We start from the raw sequence: 19,949 nt of genomic DNA, 5'->3' as shown, positions 1-19,949 counted from the left end.
TTACGCAACTTTAGCTTTTACACGTTTCATTCTTTTCTTAACATTTCCTTGAACCACGTAATGGTCAATAGTTGGTGCAAACACATTCATTAATAGAATAGCTAACATTACACCTTCTGGATATGCTGGGTTAAATACACGTATCATAATAGAAATAAATCCTACTAAGAAACCATAAATCCATTTTCCTTTAGCTGTTTGTGAAGCTGTTACTGGATCTGTAGCCATAAACACAGTACCAAATGCAAAACCACCAATTAGTAGATGTTGCCAGAAATCTGTGCTCATTAATCCATAAAACTTACTAGACTCTGTAATCCAGTCTTGCGCCACAACACCGTTAAAAATTAATCCCATGACTAAGGCGCCAATTACAGATGAAAGCATAATTCTCCAACTTCCAATTTTAGCGAAGATTAAGAATAAACCTCCTAACAAAATTAAAAGTGTAGACGTTTCACCTACTGAACCAGGAATTAAACCATAAAACATATCCATGATTTCATAACCTGCACCTTTGTTTTGAGCTAAACTACCTAAGATTGTTTCACCAGAAATGGCATCTACATTCTCACCAGCTGCTATTAACTGATCTTGTTCTACTGCACCATGAACCCAAACTTTATCTCCTGACATCCATGTTGGATATGCGAAAAATAAGAATGCACGTATTGTTAACGCTGGATTAAGAATATTCATTCCTGTACCACCAAAAACTTCTTTACCTATAACAACACCAAAAGCAACTGCTACTGCTAGCATCCATAATGGTGTATCAATTGGCACAATAAGTGGCACTAACATACCTGTTACTAGATATCCTTCTTCTACTTCGTGGCTATTTTTTATCGCGAATAAAATCTCAATAGCTAAACCAACGACATATGATACAACTACCAGTGGAATTACTTTCCAGAAACCAACCGAGAAGTTATCTAACGTCCAGAATTCTGCACTAAAAAATCCACCTGTAGCCTGTTGAATCTCTCCAAATGCTAAATGATGTTGATAACCTGCATTAAACATTCCAAAGATTAAACAAGGAACCATTGCCATAATAACAGTGTTCATTGTTCTCTTTAAGTCATCTGCCGCTTTTATATGAGTACCATTATGAGTTGTCTCATTTGGTAAGAATAAAAAGGTATGAATTGCAGAAAATGCTGGCAACCACTTCTTATCTTTATTCTTCTCTCTAAAATTATGTAAATTTTGTTTTAAACCCATTATCCTATTTCTTTTAGCATTAAGTCTAATCCTTCTCTTATAATTTTTTGATGTGGTTGTTTAGAAACACATACAAATTCCGTTAAAGCAAAATCTTCTGGTGCAACTTCGTACATTCCTAATGCTTCCATTTCATCTAAATCTTGATACATACAAGCTTTTAAAATTTGCATTGGGTAAATATCTAAAGGAAAAACCTCCTCAAATGTACCTGTAGTTACAAATGCTCTATGCTCACCATTAGTATTTGTATTTAAATCGTATTTTTTCTTAGGGCTTAACCAAGAAAAAGTTAAAGCTCTAGATGTAGATACTTTGTTAAAAACGGGCTTGTTCCATCCAAAAAACTCGTAGTCATCACCTTCTGGAATCACAGTAATTACGTTACTGTAATAATCCAAGAAACCATCTGGCGCTACTTGTTTCCCTGTTAAAACATTTCCAGAAATTATTCTATCGTTACCATCTCTTTCAACACCATTATCATATATCATTGTAGCTATTTCTGAACCTAATTTAGTTCTAAAATATCTAGGTTTCTTAACTGAAGAACCTGCTAAAGCAACAACACGCTCTGCATTAAACTTTCCCGTTAATAATAACTCTCCAATGATAACAAGATCTTGTGCATTGACAGTCCAAACAACTTCACCTTTATTTACAGGACTTACCTTATTAATTAATGTACCAACATTTCCTGATGGATGTGGTCCAGAAACTTTATAAGTTATAGCGTCTTGCAAATTTGCTAAAGGCGAGTTAGAACTCTTACCCACAGAAATATGAACACTACCTTCAGTTAATTTAGCTAATGCGGTAACTGCAGCTTGTAATTCAGCTTCTTTACCCGCTAAGGTAAAGTCTAAATCTGCGGCTAAAGGTGCACTTGCATAACCAGAAATAAAAATATTCTTTGGTGTAACATCTGCTTTAGCCACAACATCATAAGGACGTTGTTTAATAAATGACCAACAGCCAGTTGCTAATAAATGTGCTTTTGTTTTTTCTGCATCAGAGGTCAAGTCAAACTTACCATGATCTACATAAGCTTGTTCCTTATCTGCTGTTATTTTTATGGCGTCGATACGACGTCTTGGTCCACGTTGTACTTCTGTAATCTCACCAGATACTGGCGAAACAAATTTCATAGCTTCATTATCTTTATTGTAAAATAAAGTTTCACCCGCTTTTACACGTGTACCTTCTTTTGCTACTAATTTTGGAATAATACTGTGGAAGTCTTCAGGTCTTATAGAATAGAAATTACTGATTATAGCATTTTCCGTTGCTTTCTCGGCTTCACCGACTAGCTTTATATCTAAACCCTTTTTAATTTTGATGTCTTTTGACATATACTAAAGATTAGTTATCTAAAAATCCGTGCGAATTTACGAATTAATGCTTTAAAAAACAGTTGAAATAAAAGCATCTTTTTTTATTTGTAATCATTATAAATAAGCTGCGCGTTTTATAGGCATGAATTTTGATTATCTTTACACATCGCTCAAATTATATGATGAAAAAAAATATTTTCAACCTAGTTTTATTTGCAATTACACCATTGGTATTGCTATCACAAGTAACCGAAGAAGTAAATCCACCAGATTTTATTAAAACAATTACCTTTAAAAGTAATACAACTGAGGGACAACTTCCTGTTTTAAAGCTTGGCGAATCATTAGAGTTAGAATTTGATGCACTTACAGCAAATGAAGAAGATTTTTATTACGTCATTGAGCATTTCAATTACGACTGGACACCCTCTTCTTTAGTAAAATCTGAGTACCTTAAAGGATTAGACAATCAACGTATATTAACTTATGAAAATTCATTCAACACCTATCAGATATACTCACATTACGATTTACAAATACCAAACTCACGTACTTTAGGACTATTGAAAAGTGGTAATTATATTATTTCTATCTATGATGATTATGATGAATTAATGTTTAGTAGAAAATTCATGGTATACGAAGACAATGTGAATGTTGGTGTTAGCGTAAAGCGATCAAGAGATGTGCAGGTCATTGGAGAAAAGCAATCCGTAGACATTGTTATTTCAACTAATGGTACTAATTTCAACAATCCATTAGACAATATTAAAACTCTAATTATTCAGAACAACAATCAAAATACATCTATTTCAGGATTAAAACCACAATACACTTTGGGTAATGAACTTATTTATCGTTATGATACTGAATCAGCCTTTTGGGCTGGTAATGAGTTTTGGTTTTATGAAAACAAGGATGTTAGATCCGCAAATGTAGGTGTTCAATTTATTCAGCTAAAAGAGTTATACAATAATTACCTTTATACTAATATTTCTAGAAAAGACTTACCATACACTTACAATCCTGATATTAACGGAAATTTTCTAATAACTGCTATCGATACCGATAACGTTGATGTTGAAGCAGACTACACCATGATCCATTTTTCACTTTCACATGACGAAATCAAGGACAAAGATATTCATATATATGGTAATTTTAATGCTTACGCTATTGATCCATTCACAAAAATGGAATATAATACAGAAAGTAAACGCTACGAAAACACAATGCTTTTGAAGCAAGGGTTTTATAATTACAAGTATGTCGCAGTAGACAAAGAAACGGGAGCAATTGACGAAGGTGCTATTAGTGGTAATTTTTGGCAAACAGAGAACAATTACAAAGCATTAGTCTATTATAGAGATTTAGGTGCGCGTTTTGATCGCATAATTGGTTATGGCGAAGCCTCCTCTACAAACATTACAAACTAATTTTTTAATTTCGATTTTAACGAAAAAGCGACTTGTTTTCTTCCTTTTTCCAAATTATTAGTACATCAAATCTTGTATTTGTTAAAATTATGAGCACTTTAGCGATTTATGGTGTTTCAATCAAAAATTATACTATTTTAGCATAGCACAATTTTCAATTATATGGTACAACAAGTTACAAGTGGAATTAAAATTTCCGTAGAAACCAATTTTGAAGGCACATTTTATAAAAATTATAAAGTGCATTTTGCGTTTGGTTATAAAGTAACTATTGAAAACCAAAGCAAAGATTCTGTACAACTTAACACTAGACACTGGAAAATTCTAGACGCATTAAATAATGAAGAAATTATAGAAGGCGAAGGTGTTATTGGCAAAAAACCAGTTCTTAAACCAGGCGAGTCTCACACGTATAATTCTGGCTGTCTATTAACCTCTCCTTTTGGTGCTATGCAAGGTCATTATAATATGATCAACCTATCTAAGACCAATAAATTTAAAGTCTACATTCCTTCTTTTAAACTAAGTGCACCCTTTGCGCTTAACTAACCTCAACGGTTTTGTTATTTTTTTTATTTCAATTTAGGATAAAATGCTTTCAGTAATTATTCTAAATCAAGATTCGATACATTGAATATAAATACGGCTATTAAGTTTTCTAGGTTAAATCTTCACAGAACTATAACATTTTACAAAATATTTCTCTGTTAAAAATTGTACCTTTGCACTTTCAAAAATCAACTAAAAAAAACAAATATATTATGGGAAAAGGATTCTTTAATGTACCTGTTGCAGTCAATGAGCCTGTAAAGTCTTATGCACCTGGTTCTCCAGAACGTAAAGCTGTTCAAGAGACATATAAAACTATGTTTAACAGTAAAGTGGAAGTACCAATGTACATTAACGGTAAAGACGTTAAAACAGGAAATACTAGAACCATGTCTCCTCCACACGATCATAAACATATCGTTGGAGAATACCATATAGCAGAAAAGAGTCATGTAGAAGATGCTATATCTACAGCTTTAGAAGCACGTAAATCTTGGTCTCAAATGCCATGGGAACAACGTGCAGGTATTTTCTTAAAAGCCGCTGAATTAATTGCTGGTCCTTATAGAGCAAAAATTAATGCTGCTACTATGATTGCACAATCTAAAACTATACACCAAGCAGAAATTGATGCAGCTTGTGAATTTATAGATTTCTTACGTTTTAATGTTCAGTTTATGACTGACATTTACATGGAACAACCAGAAAGCACTAGTGATGCCTGGAACCGTGTAGAATATAGACCTCTTGAAGGTTTCACTTATGCAGTTACACCGTTTAACTTTACTGCAATTGCAGGAAACTTGCCAGCTTGTATGGCATTGATGGGTAATGTTGTTGTTTGGAAACCAAGTGACAGCCAAATCTATTCTGCTAAAATCATTATGGATATTTTTAAAGAAGCAGGTGTGCCAGATGGTGTTATTAATGTTGTTTTTGGAGATCCTCAAATGATCACTGAAACGGTATTATCTAGTCCTGATTTTTCTGGTTTACATTTCACTGGCTCTACTTTTATCTTTAAAGAGCTATGGAAACAAATTGGAAATAATATCCATACGTACAAAACGTATCCTAAAATTGTTGGAGAAACAGGAGGAAAAGATTTTATCGTTGCTCATAAATCGGCAGTACCAAAACAAGTAGCTACAGCAATTTCTAGAGGTGCTTTTGAATTTCAAGGTCAAAAATGTAGCGCAGCATCTAGAGCATATATTCCTAGCAACATTTGGGAAGAAGTAAAAAACTTTGTCATTGAAGATGTAAACTCTTTTAAACAAGGTTCACCAGAAGATATGAGCAATTTTGTAACTGCGGTTATACATGAAGGTTCTTTTGATAAACTTGCTAAATACATAGATGAAGCGAAAGCATCTGATGAAGCTGAAATTATAGTTGGTGGCGGTTATGATAAATCTAAAGGTTATTTTATTGAGCCTACTGTAATCGTAACTACAAACCCAAAGTACGACACCATGTCTACGGAATTATTTGGACCTGTAATGACAATTTACGTTTATGATGAAGATAAATATTCTGAAACTTTAAAATTAGTTGATGAAACTAGTGAATACGCATTAACTGGTGCTATACTATCTACATGTCGCTATGCTGTTGAAGAAGCAACTAAAGCCTTACAAAACTGTGCTGGTAACTTTTACATCAACGATAAGCCAACTGGTGCTGTTGTAGGTCAGCAACCATTTGGAGGTGCTAGAGCATCTGGAACAAATGATAAAGCTGGTAGTGCTCAGAATTTATTACGTTGGGTGTCTCCTCGATTAATAAAAGAAACATTTGTAACTCCAGTAGATTACAGATATCCATTCTTAGGAGAATAATTCTAAATATCAAAAAAACTAAGTCCTTAGAAGTAAAAATTTCTAAGGACTTTTTTATAACTCTAAACGAGTTAACAAAATTTAAATTAAAACATAAAAAACCTGAGCATTATGTAATGCTCAGGTTTTTTATGTTTTATAATTCAAAGACTATTCGTATGCCTTGTCTTCATTTATATGAGCATACTGAGAATTTTTAGACGAATTATCATCACTCACAACCATGGCTACAATTCCTAAATTGTCTATATTATAATCATCTGGCACAGTAACCGTAAACGATGTTATGTATTCAGTTAGTGCTTCTGTAACTGGAATAGCATCACCTAAAACGCTAGATAATGAATTTCTTAAAACCTCGTTATGTTCAAAATCAGGAATAATATCTCCCATATTATAGAAAGGACTAGTACTATCTGCATTATAATAATTAACCTGATCGTTTATAATTTCATCTTCTAACAAATAAACTACTAATTTATCACCTGCAATTGAACCTTCTTCAAAAACCACATTAACTTGAACAGTTAGTTCACTATTTACTAATTCCGAGTTAATCGCTAAAGCCAAATTTGTATCTAAACCTGCAATACTTGTCACGTCAGAATTGACGTGAGGATTTTGCCAATTTGCGGTTCTGTTAATTTTAGCTGCAGGAAAACCTTCAACATCAAAAGCATCCTTTAAAATTTGAATTTGCTCAAAATGCATTGGATCCTCAAAACTATTTGCAGTTTCATGAATAGCGATTACAGTAATGTCATTTGTTTCTTCATGCAAAGACGTTAAAGCTGCAGAAACTCGTGGACAAAAGCCACACCATGTACCCGTATAATCTTCAACAACTATTTTTCGTTTTGGAATTATAACACTAAAACTCTCGGTATTTGTGGTAATCTCAACACCATCTTCCATGTAAACACCGTAAACTTCAAAATCACCAATTTCATCTGAAGAAAAAGAAGAACCAATTACTGCATTACCATCAACATAAAACGTTGCTAAAGAAGTAACATCTTCATCTGCTTCATTTATTATCTTAAATGGAATATCTTGATTTATTAATGATGCCTTTCTTACTAATTTATCTACATCTATCTGTGCAGTAGGTGTTGTTAACGGAACATTTTCTTCAGTTTTACTACAAGAAATAATTAAAATTGTAAATAATAGGATAAATAACTTTGGCACTTTTTTTGAAATCATAGCAATCGTATTTTTTTTCGCTAATTTAATTAATTTTTAGAACAACAATACATTTGACAAAAATTTAACTAATATTGTGTACCAATATTCCAATAATTAATTATGAAAAAACTCCTTGTATTTTTTTGCTTTGCTATATTTAGCTCTATATCTATAGCTCAAAACGACTTACCTAACGCAGATTTAACAACTTTAGAAGGCAAATCTATCACCTTAGATGATGCCACAAATGAAGATGGCATTACAATAGTTTCCCTTTGGGCAACATGGTGTGTACCTTGCATAAAAGAGTTAGATGCAATTAACGATGTTTATGAAGATTGGCAAGATGAAACTAATGTGGAATTATTAGCCGTTTCTGTAGATGATAGTAGAACGGTAAAACGAGTTAAATCTTTAGTAAACGGAAAAGACTGGGATTACACAGTTCTTTTAGACACAAATAGTGATTTAAAACGTGCTTTGAATGCCTCAAGTATACCTTTAACTATTTTGGTAAAGGACGGCAAAATCGTTTACGAACATTCTGGTTATAGTCCTGGTGCAGAATCGGAATTATATGAAAAAATCAAAGAATTATCTAACGAGTAACATCCAGTTCCCATTTATCGCTAACAATCAAATTAAAATGAAAAAATTATTCATTCTAGCTACGCTTTTTTCAAATATTTATTTCCTTAACGCTCAAGAAACTGGTAATTTTTATGGTGGCTTAGAGTCTAACTCTCAGTGGCTACAAACAGACAAAGGCATTAATTTCTTAGCTCCAGAAGATCAATTTAGAGCAAACAATTATGTTCTATTGAATTACAATCTCGGAAATTTTACTGCAGGTGTTCAATATGAATCTTATTTACCCTCTGCTCTATTAGGATACGATCCAATTTTTGACAACCAAAATGATGTTGCCACATACTACTTTAACTATAAAGATGACAAGATAGATGTTACTGGAGGCTATTTTTATGAGCAGTTTGGTAGTGGATTAATATTAAGATCTTGGGAAGACAGACAATTAGGTTTAAATAACGCCTTAAAAGGACTTAATATTAAATTAGACATAACTAAAGATTTAAGATTGAAGGGTGTTTTTGGAAAACAACGTCATGGATTTGAAGAATCTATAGGTACAATTCAAGGGTTAGATGCAGACCTAAACTTAAGTAGTGCGTTGAATATTGAATCAATAGATATTCAATTTGGCGCAAGCTACGTCGCTAGAAACCAAGACACCAATGGAAATGAAGCACTACCATCTACAGTAGGTGCATATGGTGGGCGTCTAGATTTTATTGTCGATAATTTTTACGCAGGTGTAGAAGCTATTATTAAAGATCCTGATGCTATTGCTAATGAAGGTGTACTTTCATCTAATAAACTTTATGACGGAACAGCTTTACAAGTTAATGCTGGTTATGCAAAAAAAGGCTTGGGTATCAACGCCACTTTTAGAAGATTAGAAAATTTTAGTTTTTATTCAGATCGTTTAGCTGAGGGAAATGTATTCAATCAACAGGTTGTTAACTATGTACCTGGACTCACAAAACAACAAGATTATCTTTTAACAAACATCTATGTTTACAATCCTCAACCAAGATTAATAATAGAATCGTTTGATCAAAGATCAGGTGAGGTTGGTACACAATTCGATTTGTATTACTCATTTAAAAAAGGTACAACTATAGGAGGAAAATATGGTACAAAACTAGCCGCTAATTTTTCATATTGGGGCGGACTAGATGCCGAATACAATATTGAAAATCGTTGGTATAAAGCTAAATTTATAGGAAAAGGACATCAACTATTTAGAGACATTAATCTTGAAGTTAAAAAGAAATGGTCTAAAAAATGGAGTTCTGTTTTTACCTATCAAAACGTCATAGTAGATAAAGGCGTTGTAGAAGGAGGCCCTTTAGGCAACAGTTCTATTTTAGCTAATATCGGTGTGATTGAATCTACACGCAAATTTGATAAAGGAAGAGCAATACGCCTAGTTGCGCAACATTTATGGAGCGATGATGATCGAAAAAATTGGGCAGCTAGTGTTATTGAGTATAATTTTTCTACCCGTTTTGCTATATATGCAGCAGACAACTGGAATTATGGTGGTAATAATGAAATTCATTACTATAGTCTAGGAGGAAGCTACAGCAAAGGCAATACGAGATTAGGACTAAATTACGGAAGACAACGAGGAGGACTAATTTGTATTGGTGGTGTTTGTAGATTTGTACCTGAAAATACAGGTCTAAGTGCAAACCTTACCGTCGCCTTTTAAGTTAAACCATAAAAAATGTATTTAAACGATATTTGTTTTCAAATGTCGTTTTTTTTATGCCAGAACTTTGCGTTATTTAAGCATTTGGTTATCTTGAAGCATCAATTTTAACAAAACTTTAATTAATCCTTCCAACTATGATTAAAAAAATTACCCTCGTATTTTTACTTTGCTTTTCTGCTAATCAGTTGACAACAGCGCAAACTTATTTTTCAGATGATTTCTCTTCTGGAGATTTGTCATTATGGACGCTTACAGACTCTGATGGTGACGGTGACAATTGGTCAATTGCCAATCTTGAAGCTGTGCAAGCTGAACATGCAACTTCTGCATCATGGAATTCTACCGCTGGAATTTTAACACCTGATAACTGGATGGTTTCATCTGCTATAGATCTTACAACAGCTACAGGTAATGTATTTCTTCAATGGAAAGCGTACGCACAAGATCAATCTTGGGCTAATGAAAACTATTCCGTTTATGTATCGACTGCCTCAGACATTGCTTCTTTAAGTAATTCATCAACCTCATTTAATGAGGTTATTGGTGCTACTGGAGCATATGTGGATAGAAATATAGATGTTACATCTTTCGTAGGACAAACTATCTATGTTGCTTTTAGACATCACAATGTTTCTGATCAATTTCGTATAAATATTGATGATGTTGTTGTTAGAAGTGTGAATGACGATGATGCTGAGTTAACAAGTATTAACTTACCTCGTTACGGTTTAGTAAGTACAGACTACCCATTTGAAATTACAGTAAACAATACTGGAGGTAATACCATTTCGTCATTAGACCTTTCATGGACAGACGGTTCAGTTACTAACTCTGCAACAATTTCAACGAATATTGCAGGTGGTGCAACTGCAACAATAACTCATCCTGATATTGTAAATTATAGTACTACAGTAGAAAAGACAATTTCAGCTACAATAACATCGGTTAATGGTGGTGTAGATTCCAACCCATCTAATAATATGCAAACTGTATTTTTTAATACTATGACGCAATCTGGCACAAAAGCAGTTCTTATTGAAGAATCTACAGGGACATGGTGTGGTTGGTGCCCAAGAGGTACTGTTGGCTTAGATTATATGACTTCTACATATCCAAATAGTGTAGTTGGTATAGCGGTACACAATGGAGATCCTATGACGGTTTCTGAATACGATACAGCATTAGTAAATGTAATTGGCACAGGATGGCCAAATGCCGGTGCGGATAGAAAATTAGTAGGTATAGATCCTGGTCAAGCATCTTTACAAGCAGGATATAATACCCAAATAGCAGAAGTTGTACCTGTGGATATAACAATTGGTGCAATACAAACAGGAAGTAATTTATCAATTACCGCTAATGCAAATTTTTACACATCATTTGGTGCTGCAAATTACAGGTTAGGAGTTATTATCACAGAAGACAACGTAACTGGCACTGCTTCTGGGTATAATCAAACCAATTATTATTCTGGTGGTGGAAGTGGTGCAATGGGTGGTTATGAGAACCTACCAGAATCTGTACCTGCTGCTCAAATGGTATATAACCACGTCGGAAGAGCTTTATTAGGTGGGTTTGATGGTCAACCTAATTCTGTACCTACCGTAATAAATGGTGGAGATATAGCTTCATATACTTTTAGTTACACAATTCCTAGTACTAGTAGTGAAGCAGATTTACATATTGTCGCTGTATTAATAGACTCAAATGATGGAAGCATTGTAAGTGCAAAACAGAGTACAGTAGCACAAGCGTTGAGTATTGAAGAGGTTTCAGGAATCGATTCAATTAAATTGTATCCTAATCCTGCATCTGATAAAATCAACATTGCCTTTAGCGATGGAAATGGAAATTATAATGTAACTATTACAGATATGTTAGGAAGAACTGTAATCAAAAACAATTACGAGGGTTTATATGGAAATCAAAATATTGAGTTACCAGTGTCTCAATTAGATGCTGGACATTATATTATGAATATTAACAACGGCTCAGCCAGTTATAGTGCCAAATTTATTATAAATAAATAAATCACTTATAGCATATATAAAGGGAAGCATTTTTAGATGTTTCCCTTTTTTAATAAATAATGTATATTTGAAACTAACCGTGTATTCAATTCAATTAAAAAAAAAAAAAAAACTATGATGAAAAAACTACTTTTTATGAGCCTATTTCTAACCTCATTTGCTTCATTCGCTCAATTTGAAGTTAGAGACAAAAGTGATGACAGCTTATTAACTGATGGGCAAATTGTATCATTTTCTGAAGCTGGTTGTGCATATGCAGATCCTTGCAATTTTAAATTTAAAGTGACTAACACCTCTAGTGAAGATTTCTACATGAGAATATTTGTTGATAATCTTACAGGTACAGATGGATCAGATTTTCAGTTATGTTTTGCTACCGTTTGCTTAAACAGCGTAGAACTTAATAGTGGATACCCAAATACAGCTGCATTAATTACTGCAGGATCAACCAATAGTGTGGGAAATAACTTTTGGAATCAAAATGATAGTGCTACCACAATTCCTATGAGTTGGACGTTTAGATTTCAACAATTAGATGCTAGTGGAAATAATACAGGAACACCTTTAAGCATTACTTATAATTATAATCCAACGTTGAGCGTTGACAACTCTGAGTTATCATCTTTAGAGATATACCCAACTAGTGTAAAGAACGAACTTTCAGTACAATCTAATGAAAACTTAACAGCTGATGTTTATGATTTATTAGGCAGAAATGTAAAAAACACAAATATTGCCTCTGGAGGAGATTCAATCAATTTAGCTGATTTATCTGCACAACCTTATATTATTAGATTTACTAATGAAGCAGGACAAACTATAACAAAAAAAATAATAAAAGAATAAATACTTCTTTGGTTTAGCCACATAAAAAAACCGTTTGATTAATTTCAAACGGTTTTTTATTTTAAATTTTAATACAATGATTTGGCTGTAATGTTATCTAGATAGATTCCTAGTTTATTTATATAATTAACACTACGTCCTTCTTTTAAATTCTCTTTAGCAAAGAAAATCGTTTCATCATTATGACCTATTAATTTAATAGTTAACTTATCTGTCTGTTTACTTAAAATAATAAAATTCACATTATTATCATAAGTGATGGATCCAGAGATAAAAACAACACCAGATTCTAACTTATTATTTTTAAAAATTGCCTTATTTTGTTCTTTTCCACTTTCATCATACCTAATTACTTCTCCATTAATATAATTATTATCTACAGTATATTTTAATCGTTTTACATCAGTATTTTTATGATATGCTAGGGTTTCTATTTCTTTCCCATTTTCAAATTTAGAAATACGTCTACCGTTGTCATCGTATGAAATCTTTTCAGTTAAAAATCCATTTTTGTAGGTCTCTTCAGTAGGTTTGTCATTATAACCACTATTTATTATTTTCTTACCTTCAAATGGCTGATTGTCTTTATATATTAGAGATGAAATAACCTCGCCTTCATCATCATAATAAACTGCCTCTCCATTTAAAATATCATTTTTATAGGTTTCGGTACTCTGTATTTTACCAAGATAACTATAGCTTTTAAATACACCTTCTTTTTTATCATTAACATATTGGCCTTCTTCTAATATTTGTTTTTGACCATAATCATACTTTTTGTAAGCTCCTTCCTTTACACCATTTTTTACAGTAAGTTTTACACGAGAACTTTGATCATACAATGTTCCTTCCCACGGCATTCCGTCTTTAAAAGTTGATTTTGCAAACACGTCTCCATTTTTTAAATAAGATACTGAACAGCATGCAATATCTATTTCTTCAATTAAAACAGGGTTTACTTTATCATAGTTTCTAGTTAATCCATAGTCATACTTTTTTAGCTTTATTAATTCGCCTTCCTTTTCTTCTTTTATAAGCTGAATTTCATTAGTGTCGTAAAAGAATTCATATAAAACACCGTCCATTTTAGCATAATCATAAGTGCCTATAAGTTCATCTTTATCATTATAAAATTTCCCAAGCATTTTATTGTAAGATTTAAAAGTTATGTCACTTTGTTTAGAGCCATTACTATAATAAACAATTTCTCTTACCTTTTCGTAGCTACCACCTTTATAAAAATCTGTACGCTTAAAAATCACTTTCTTCTTCTCTCCTAACAATTTTGGTCTAAATGTTGTTCTTTCTATAACATAACCGTCTTCATAAGTCTCAACACTTGAAATATCGATATCATATCCAGGAAAAAAACGTTTTCCGTTTAATGGTTTTCCATAATTATTTTTATATTCTATAAACAACGTTCCTATAACCTTGCCTTTCTTATCAAAATAAGTTTCTTTTTCTTGTGTCTTTTCGTTAAAGATTAAATCCGTTTTGGGATATAAATTAATTTCTTTCACTAATTCTCCTTCCTTATACGTTGACCTCTTGTCGCCAACTATTTCAGTTCCTGAATAAGGATAGTAATCTTTATAAGTTATTCTGGCAATTTCTTCGCCTTCTTCATTATAACTAACCTGAAGTTCTTTGGTACCATTGTTATAGGTATTAAAGGATTTTAAACTTCCATTCTCGTAGTAAAATGCGTCCTTTTGCAATTTACTTTCTTTATAGGTTCTTTCAGAAAGTATAACTCCTTCGAATTCTTCCCTGCTACTGTAAGAAAATTTAAACTCTGTTCCATTATACGGGTTTAAGTAATTGTTATCTAATGTATACGTTACACTACCTAAAGCGACTCCTTCTGTTGTAAAATAACTATTCTTAAACTCTGGTTCTTTCTCAAATTTGGTTCGTACCTGTCCGTTTCTATAGAAACTTGTTGCACCAAGATATTGACCAAACGGATAATAACTAATTTGCTTTACTCGCATAGGATGGTAATAATAAAAGACTTCTGCACCAGTTCTATAACCTTTTATTGTCTCTTTTAACTCATCTATAAGCTCTCCTTTTTCATCATAATATTTAGAAAGAAAACGAGCACCTTTCTTAACTCTATAAGTTTCATATCGTATACCTTCTATGTCTCCATCGTATACAATATCTACTATAGTATCATTTTCAATTTTGGAATAAAAACTATTTCGTCCGCGACCTCTATTAGTTGCGCCTTCAATAAAATAGCCATCTTTGTAAATCGCTATTAATTTCTTTTTATTAAGATAGGATACAAACTCGCCATTTAATCGATTATTATCATAATGTCCACTTTGATATACTGAACCATCTTCATTATACCAAGTAACTTTTCCTTGAAACAATGCCTTATCTTCAGTTACAGAAAGCGCACTCATTTGAAGCTGTCCTGAAATATAATAGTCTTCTATTCTAAATAAATCGCCTTCCTTTTTTACTGGTGTTCTATAAAAAGCAGCACTGTCTTTTACCGTTTCCTTCCAGTCAATATTATAATAAATGGTGTCTTGTTGAGCATTTATTTTTAGTACAGAAGACAATACTATTAGTAGTAATATTACTTTATTTTTCATTTAAATTGTTTTACATTTTGATGCAAATTATATGCTATCTAATAATTCTTTTTTCTTTGCTAAAAATTCTTCTTCAGAGATTAATTCATCCTCAAATAAGGATTTTAAATCCTTTAGTTTAGACCTGATATCATTAACTTCTGGTTCCTTTTTTTCGTTTGAAGCATTTGCTTGCATGGCATTACCCATGTTCATACCAGCAAACATGCCCATACTTGTGCCAGCCATACCTTCGTTTTTAGCCATATCTCGCATCGCTTTTAGTTTTTGAAGTTCTGCGTAGTCTACACCTGCAATATTTGCGGCTTTTACCTCAGCTTGCATGTTACTAATCTCATCAATCCTCTCGTTGGTATCTTTATCAAAGGAGGTACCTTCTATTCTAAAATCTAATAATTGAAAGCCTAATTCTTCAAAAATTTGTACAGTTCGCTCTTGAGTTTCTCTCGCTATGTTTTCAATATTACTATCAATTTCTGCGTAAGAAAATTTAGCGTTTGCTAAATAATTAGAAATCGGTTGTGTAATTCTACTTAAGAATATTTCTTGCAATTCATCAACATAATAGTTGGATTGACCAGCCAATACATTGATAAAAAAGTTTTTAGGTTCCGTAATTTTCAATGAATAATTTCCATAGCCCCTTAAGTGTACTGGGAAAGCATATACAGGATCATTATAAGTAATTGGAATACGTGTTCCCCAACGAATGTTTAGCATATCTGCTTTTCTGTAAAACCAAATTCCTGTTTTGTGCTCACTTTCAAAAGCATTCATTAATTTTTTAATAGTGGTAATAAAAGGTTTATTATCTGTTTTGAGATCATAAATACCAGCTTCATCAAAAACACCTTCTATTTTACCTTCATATGTAAATACACAGCCTTGCCCTTCTTGCAAAATAAGTTTAGATGCATTTTTTAACTCGTCGCCTCTATCAGTAAATTTGTAAAACAGTTGGTATTGCTGAGGACTTTCCCACTGAATTACTGAACGCATTTGATTTAAAATACCCATAATTTTCGTTTTTTAGAAATCTATATCTTCTGCTAAATCTACACCATCTGATTTAAAATTCTCTTTCCAGTAATTTTGCCATTTATCTGAAATTGCTGATGTTTCTCTATAATTGGCTTCATATTCTGCACTTTCATGATTAACGTAATTATGAAACCACGTACTGTAATGCATACTTATACTGCTCCAATCATGCAAATTAAAATTGTATTGTTCTAAAATAGCAGCAGCATCCATACCTTGTTCTGAAGCTACCGATTGATGCCAAAATATTTTCTGAAATGCATCGTAATCTGGTACTTGTTCTAAAAGTGTATCTAAACTATTTCCACCAGATACTTCTGAAAACTTCCCAACTTTAGGGTTTGTAAAAAAACCAGCATAGGTCGTTGCTAAGGTCATATCTTCTGCCATAATATCGCCTAGTTTTCCTCCCCAAGCTTCGTTAGTTTGCTGCCATACTGGTAATTCTAAGCCTAAGATTTTACACACCTCATCTTCTTGCATGCCTTGTGCTATGTTTCCACAAGCTGCTCCCCAATCTTCAAAAGAAACTCCGTTTATTTTTTCCATAATTTTAAGTTTTAAGTCGTTTGTATTTTTTTATAATTTTCGAATTCTTTTTGTTTACGTTTTATATCGTCATCATAACGATTTTGTAATTCTGAATTTAGAGTTATTCGTGCCTTAAAAAAACTATTCCAATATTCTGAATGTGCTTTTTCATAAGTTTCCCAATACGATTCAGGTGCTTGCCCACGATGAAGTCTAATGGCTTCAATAGCCGCTTCCATGACATCAAATTCTGTCTGAGTTTTTACTTTTGCAATATTGTCTACAATTCCCCAACCTACTTTTAAAAACTTGGCTTCTGGTGCAATTGTATTTACTGTATTGCAAAAACTACAAGTTATGTATTGTGCTCTAAACAGATCGTTCCTAATTTGTATCTCTGCATCACACTGTGTACAATTGTGTTTTTTATCTGCAATTTTAATAGCATGGTCGTAAAATAACTGCGAGAGTTCGCCTTCTAATTGACGTTCAAACCATTGTAAATTCTCCTCGAGTTTATCGCTTAAAATTGAACCTTTTGAATATTCATCTGACGCGAAATCGCCAATTAATTCCATTTGAGGTTCTACCTTTTCATCCCAAACCTCATCTATCTTATCGGTTAACTGTCTAATTTGCGCTTTCATGCCTTGCCAACCACGCATTGTAGTCTCAAAGTCGTAATCTGATTCTGCTAATTGATTGACGCTAGCTTCTTTGGCATGGTTTAAAGAATCCGTAAACCTACTTTCAATTTTTAGTAAAAAAGCATCCCATTTATTAATTAACTCTTGTTTTTTGTCCATTTTAATTATCAGATTTTATAACCGTCCCAATGTCCATAAAAGAGGTTTTACAATAACTACATATTGTTAAATCTGATTTTTTTGGCCTAGGTGCACCACAAGTATCGCAATCTCTTGTACTAACAGTAGTTTCATTGTGAGCTTCTGTATTATACATAGAGTTTTTGCTCTGTGCTGCGTTACTTGTAATTTTTTTAAATGGGTTAGACATATTTGTGTCGGTTTATTACGATGTAAAATTCTATAAATTCTTAATAACAAATTACCCTGTTTTCAGGGTTTTTAAATTACTGAAAACGACCAACACCCAAATTAAAGCATATTTTAAGACTTAAACTTTATTGGTAAGTGAATCACTTTTTTAGTTTCGAAAAATGGTTCTTCAAAATAATCTGATAGTAAAAAAGCTTTTACGGTTTTGTATTGTTTTAGTTCTTCTGTAAGGTCTCCTCCTTTTAAGTAGAGTATGCCGTTTTTTAATTCGTTCTTATGCGTTTTTGCAATTTTTCCTTTTACCCAAGTGGTAAATTCCGGCATTTTAGTAACGGCTCTACTTACAATGAAATCGAATTTTTCATCAATGGCTTCTACCCTACTATGTGTTGTTTTTACGTTGGTAAGTTCTATGGCTTCTGAGACAGCATTTATAACTTTTAGCTTTTTATTGATACTATCTACCAAGTGAAATTGACATTCTGGAAATAGAATGGCTAATGGTACACCAGGAAATCCTCCTCCTGTACCAACATCTAAAATTGATGAACCATCTGCAAAACTCATAACCTTAGCAATTCCTAAGGAATGTAAGACGTGTCTTAGATAGAGTTCCTCAATATCTTTACGTGAAATTACATTGATTTTGCTATTCCAATCCATGTATAAAGCTTCAAGAGCTGTAAATTGTTCAATTTGCTTTTCTGTTAGATTTGGGAAGTATTTGAGGATCAATTCCATTTGAAATATTTTTTCCAAAAATACTTAAATTTAATCTGTATAAATTATGTTAAATCGATAAGGTTGCTTTTTATTTATTAACTATCTTTGCTGCGTTATAATGATTTTAAATCCCTTACGTTATAACTTAAATAAATTTGACTAATGGCACAACAAACTGTAAAATTCTCTAGAACAGACTCTGCTAAATTCTTTAGAACACTTAATAAACGTGTAAACAATTACTTCAAAGAAAATAACATAAAAAAAACAGGTAATTGGAAACTTTATATTAAAGCAATTGTAATGTTTACGTTGTTACTAGGACCTTTAGTGGTTTTATTAACCGTTAACGACTTACCTGGATGGCTTCAAATTATATCTATGATGGTTATAGGTATTGGTATGGCTGGTGTTGGTATGAACGTAATGCACGATGCTAACCACGGTTCATTTTCTAGTAAAAAATGGGTAAATAAATTAATGGGAAGTAGCATTCACATTTTAGCTGGTAATGATTATAACTGGAAAGTACAACATAACGTTTTACACCATACATATACAAATATTCAAGGACACGATGAAGATATTGATGCTGGTAGAATTATCCGTTTTTCTAAACATGCGAAATGGTTAAAAATTCATAAATACCAAAAATATTATGCTTTTTTACTTTATGGTTTACTAACTGTAAACTGGGCAATTACAACCGATTTTAAGCAAACTTACCAATATTTAAAGAGAAAATTATCTTATGGCGATTTTCCTAATCCGGCTACACAGTGGACCAAGTTAATTATTGGCAAAATATTATACTACACTATTTGGGTTGTTTTACCATTAGCTCTAGGTTATGCTTGGTGGGAAGTTTTAATAGGCTTTTTAATAATGCATTACACAGCTGGAATGATTTTAAGTGTTGTTTTTCAGTTAGCACACGTGATGCCAAATACTGAAATGCCATTGCCTGATGAAAATGGAAATATGAAAAACACTTGGGCTATTCACCAATTATTTACGACCTCGAACTTTTCGCCAAAAAGTTGGATTGTTGAGTTCTATACAGGTGGATTAAACAGACAAGTTGAACATCACTTATTCTCTAATATTAGCCATGTGCATTATAAACATATTGCAAAAATAGTTAGAGAAACTGCTCACGAATTTAGCTTACCATATAACGAATATAAGACAATGTGGAGAGCTGTTGCAGAACACTACCAACAATTGAAACAATTAGGACAAAAGCCAACTATGGCTTAATATATTTCGC

17 protein-coding genes are annotated in these 19,949 nt (G+C 32.6%); 8 read left to right on the top strand and 9 right to left on the bottom strand.

The genetic code is table 11. The features are described 5' to 3' along the window. Together Q0891_RS04410 and Q0891_RS04405 are read right to left on the bottom strand one after the other, a co-directional pair. Nucleotides 1–1,227 (bottom strand): NADH:ubiquinone reductase (Na(+)-transporting) subunit B, encoded by a 1,227-nt coding sequence (locus tag Q0891_RS04410; RefSeq protein WP_299099128.1) that lies wholly within the window; start codon nt 1,225–1,227, stop codon nt 1–3. Further along, entirely contained in the window at nt 1,227–2,579 is a 1,353-nt protein-coding gene (locus Q0891_RS04405) for a Na(+)-translocating NADH-quinone reductase subunit A (protein ID WP_299099126.1), read from the bottom strand. The genes Q0891_RS04410 and Q0891_RS04405 overlap by 1 nt, the downstream gene beginning before the upstream one ends. 164 nt (nt 2,580–2,743) lie before the next feature. Here Q0891_RS04405 and Q0891_RS04400 point away from each other — a divergent pair, with 164 nt between their 5' ends. The 3 genes from Q0891_RS04400 (at nt 2,744) to pruA (ending at nt 6,387) form a co-directional block, all read left to right on the top strand. Continuing rightward, complete coding sequence (locus tag Q0891_RS04400; RefSeq protein ID WP_299099124.1) at nt 2,744–3,997, top strand: DUF5103 domain-containing protein; 1,254 nt, start codon at nt 2,744–2,746, stop codon at nt 3,995–3,997. Between the two features lie 162 nt (nt 3,998–4,159). Continuing rightward, nucleotides 4,160–4,546 carry a Co2+/Mg2+ efflux protein ApaG gene (gene apaG, locus Q0891_RS04395; RefSeq protein ID WP_299099122.1) on the top strand — a complete coding sequence of 129 codons (387 nt, stop codon included), beginning with the start codon at nt 4,160–4,162 and terminating at the stop codon, nt 4,544–4,546. Between the two features lie 212 nt (nt 4,547–4,758). Beyond that, on the top strand, nt 4,759–6,387 hold the full coding sequence (pruA, locus tag Q0891_RS04390) for an L-glutamate gamma-semialdehyde dehydrogenase (protein ID WP_299099120.1): 1,629 nt from the start codon (nt 4,759–4,761) through the stop codon (nt 6,385–6,387). A gap of 150 nt (nt 6,388–6,537) precedes the next feature. Here pruA and Q0891_RS04385 read toward each other — a convergent pair whose 3' ends face one another. Further along, entirely contained in the window at nt 6,538–7,593 is a 1,056-nt protein-coding gene (locus tag Q0891_RS04385) for an Omp28-related outer membrane protein (RefSeq protein WP_299099118.1), read from the bottom strand. Nucleotides 7,594–7,695: 102 nt separating this feature from the next. Here Q0891_RS04385 and Q0891_RS04380 point away from each other — a divergent pair, with 102 nt between their 5' ends. The 4 genes from Q0891_RS04380 to Q0891_RS04365 all read left to right on the top strand — a co-directional run bounded on the left by Q0891_RS04380 (nt 7,696) and on the right by Q0891_RS04365 (nt 12,750). After that, a complete protein-coding gene (locus Q0891_RS04380; RefSeq protein WP_299099116.1) occupies nt 7,696–8,184 on the top strand; it encodes a TlpA disulfide reductase family protein in 489 nt (162 codons plus the stop codon). 37 nt (nt 8,185–8,221) lie between these two features. Next, a complete protein-coding gene (locus tag Q0891_RS04375) occupies nt 8,222–9,871 on the top strand; it encodes a DUF6029 family protein (RefSeq protein ID WP_299099114.1) in 1,650 nt (549 codons plus the stop codon). Between the two features lie 137 nt (nt 9,872–10,008). Then, entirely contained in the window at nt 10,009–11,904 is a 1,896-nt protein-coding gene (locus Q0891_RS04370; protein WP_299099112.1) for a choice-of-anchor J domain-containing protein, read from the top strand. A gap of 135 nt (nt 11,905–12,039) precedes the next feature. Continuing rightward, entirely contained in the window at nt 12,040–12,750 is a 711-nt protein-coding gene (locus Q0891_RS04365) for a T9SS type A sorting domain-containing protein (protein ID WP_299099110.1), read from the top strand. Nucleotides 12,751–12,818: 68 nt separating this feature from the next. Here the strand turns inward: Q0891_RS04365 and Q0891_RS04360 are convergent, their stop codons facing one another. The 6 genes from Q0891_RS04360 to rsmG form a co-directional block, all read right to left on the bottom strand. Next, complete coding sequence (locus Q0891_RS04360; RefSeq protein WP_299099108.1) at nt 12,819–15,365, bottom strand: hypothetical protein; 2,547 nt, start codon at nt 15,363–15,365, stop codon at nt 12,819–12,821. 27 nt (nt 15,366–15,392) lie between these two features. After that, nucleotides 15,393–16,382: an SPFH domain-containing protein gene (locus tag Q0891_RS04355; RefSeq protein ID WP_299099106.1), complete on the bottom strand. Its 990-nt coding sequence runs from the start codon at nt 16,380–16,382 to the stop codon at nt 15,393–15,395. Nucleotides 16,383–16,394: 12 nt separating this feature from the next. Further along, the gene (locus tag Q0891_RS04350) at nt 16,395–16,955 is read right to left on the bottom strand and encodes a hypothetical protein (protein WP_299099104.1); all 561 of its coding nucleotides are present in this window, start codon (nt 16,953–16,955) and stop codon (nt 16,395–16,397) included. A gap of 11 nt (nt 16,956–16,966) precedes the next feature. Continuing rightward, complete coding sequence (locus tag Q0891_RS04345) at nt 16,967–17,743, bottom strand: hypothetical protein (protein WP_299099102.1); 777 nt, start codon at nt 17,741–17,743, stop codon at nt 16,967–16,969. Between the two features lies 1 nt (nt 17,744). Continuing rightward, on the bottom strand, nt 17,745–17,954 hold the full coding sequence (locus tag Q0891_RS04340) for a hypothetical protein (RefSeq protein WP_299099100.1): 210 nt from the start codon (nt 17,952–17,954) through the stop codon (nt 17,745–17,747). 113 nt (nt 17,955–18,067) lie between these two features. Further along, on the bottom strand, nt 18,068–18,697 hold the full coding sequence (gene rsmG / locus Q0891_RS04335) for a 16S rRNA (guanine(527)-N(7))-methyltransferase RsmG (protein WP_299099098.1): 630 nt from the start codon (nt 18,695–18,697) through the stop codon (nt 18,068–18,070). Nucleotides 18,698–18,841: 144 nt separating this feature from the next. Here rsmG and Q0891_RS04330 point away from each other — a divergent pair, with 144 nt between their 5' ends. Continuing rightward, nucleotides 18,842–19,939, top strand: a complete 1,098-nt coding sequence (locus Q0891_RS04330; RefSeq protein ID WP_299099096.1) for an acyl-CoA desaturase — start codon at nt 18,842–18,844, stop codon at nt 19,937–19,939. Nucleotides 19,940–19,949 lie beyond the last annotated feature (10 nt).

It is taken from the genome of uncultured Winogradskyella sp., from assembly GCF_947498005.1.
GTDB lineage: Bacteria > Bacteroidota > Bacteroidia > Flavobacteriales > Flavobacteriaceae > Winogradskyella.
This window is presented reverse-complemented; position numbering and strand designations above follow the sequence as displayed.

Excerpts from the sequence above, each read along its gene's own strand:
- Q0891_RS04360 (WP_299099108.1), bottom strand. The coding sequence starts at position 15,365 with ATGAAAAATAAAGTAATATTACTACTAATAGTATTGTCTTCTGTACTA.
- Q0891_RS04410 (WP_299099128.1), bottom strand. The coding sequence starts at position 1,227 with ATGGGTTTAAAACAAAATTTACATAATTTTAGAGAGAAGAATAAAGAT.
- Q0891_RS04385 (WP_299099118.1), bottom strand. The coding sequence starts at position 7,593 with ATGATTTCAAAAAAAGTGCCAAAGTTATTTATCCTATTATTTACAATT.
- Q0891_RS04380 (WP_299099116.1), top strand. The coding sequence starts at position 7,696 with ATGAAAAAACTCCTTGTATTTTTTTGCTTTGCTATATTTAGCTCTATA.
- pruA (WP_299099120.1), top strand. The coding sequence starts at position 4,759 with ATGGGAAAAGGATTCTTTAATGTACCTGTTGCAGTCAATGAGCCTGTA.
- rsmG (WP_299099098.1), bottom strand. The coding sequence starts at position 18,697 with ATGGAATTGATCCTCAAATACTTCCCAAATCTAACAGAAAAGCAAATT.
- Q0891_RS04405 (WP_299099126.1), bottom strand. The coding sequence starts at position 2,579 with ATGTCAAAAGACATCAAAATTAAAAAGGGTTTAGATATAAAGCTAGTC.
- Q0891_RS04370 (WP_299099112.1), top strand. The coding sequence starts at position 10,009 with ATGATTAAAAAAATTACCCTCGTATTTTTACTTTGCTTTTCTGCTAAT.
- Q0891_RS04365 (WP_299099110.1), top strand. The coding sequence starts at position 12,040 with ATGAGCCTATTTCTAACCTCATTTGCTTCATTCGCTCAATTTGAAGTT.
- Q0891_RS04340 (WP_299099100.1), bottom strand. The coding sequence starts at position 17,954 with ATGTCTAACCCATTTAAAAAAATTACAAGTAACGCAGCACAGAGCAAA.
- Q0891_RS04400 (WP_299099124.1), top strand. The coding sequence starts at position 2,744 with ATGAAAAAAAATATTTTCAACCTAGTTTTATTTGCAATTACACCATTG.
- Q0891_RS04375 (WP_299099114.1), top strand. The coding sequence starts at position 8,222 with ATGAAAAAATTATTCATTCTAGCTACGCTTTTTTCAAATATTTATTTC.
- Q0891_RS04330 (WP_299099096.1), top strand. The coding sequence starts at position 18,842 with ATGGCACAACAAACTGTAAAATTCTCTAGAACAGACTCTGCTAAATTC.
- Q0891_RS04350 (WP_299099104.1), bottom strand. The coding sequence starts at position 16,955 with ATGGAAAAAATAAACGGAGTTTCTTTTGAAGATTGGGGAGCAGCTTGT.
- Q0891_RS04345 (WP_299099102.1), bottom strand. The coding sequence starts at position 17,743 with ATGGACAAAAAACAAGAGTTAATTAATAAATGGGATGCTTTTTTACTA.
- apaG (WP_299099122.1), top strand. The coding sequence starts at position 4,160 with ATGGTACAACAAGTTACAAGTGGAATTAAAATTTCCGTAGAAACCAAT.
- Q0891_RS04355 (WP_299099106.1), bottom strand. The coding sequence starts at position 16,382 with ATGGGTATTTTAAATCAAATGCGTTCAGTAATTCAGTGGGAAAGTCCT.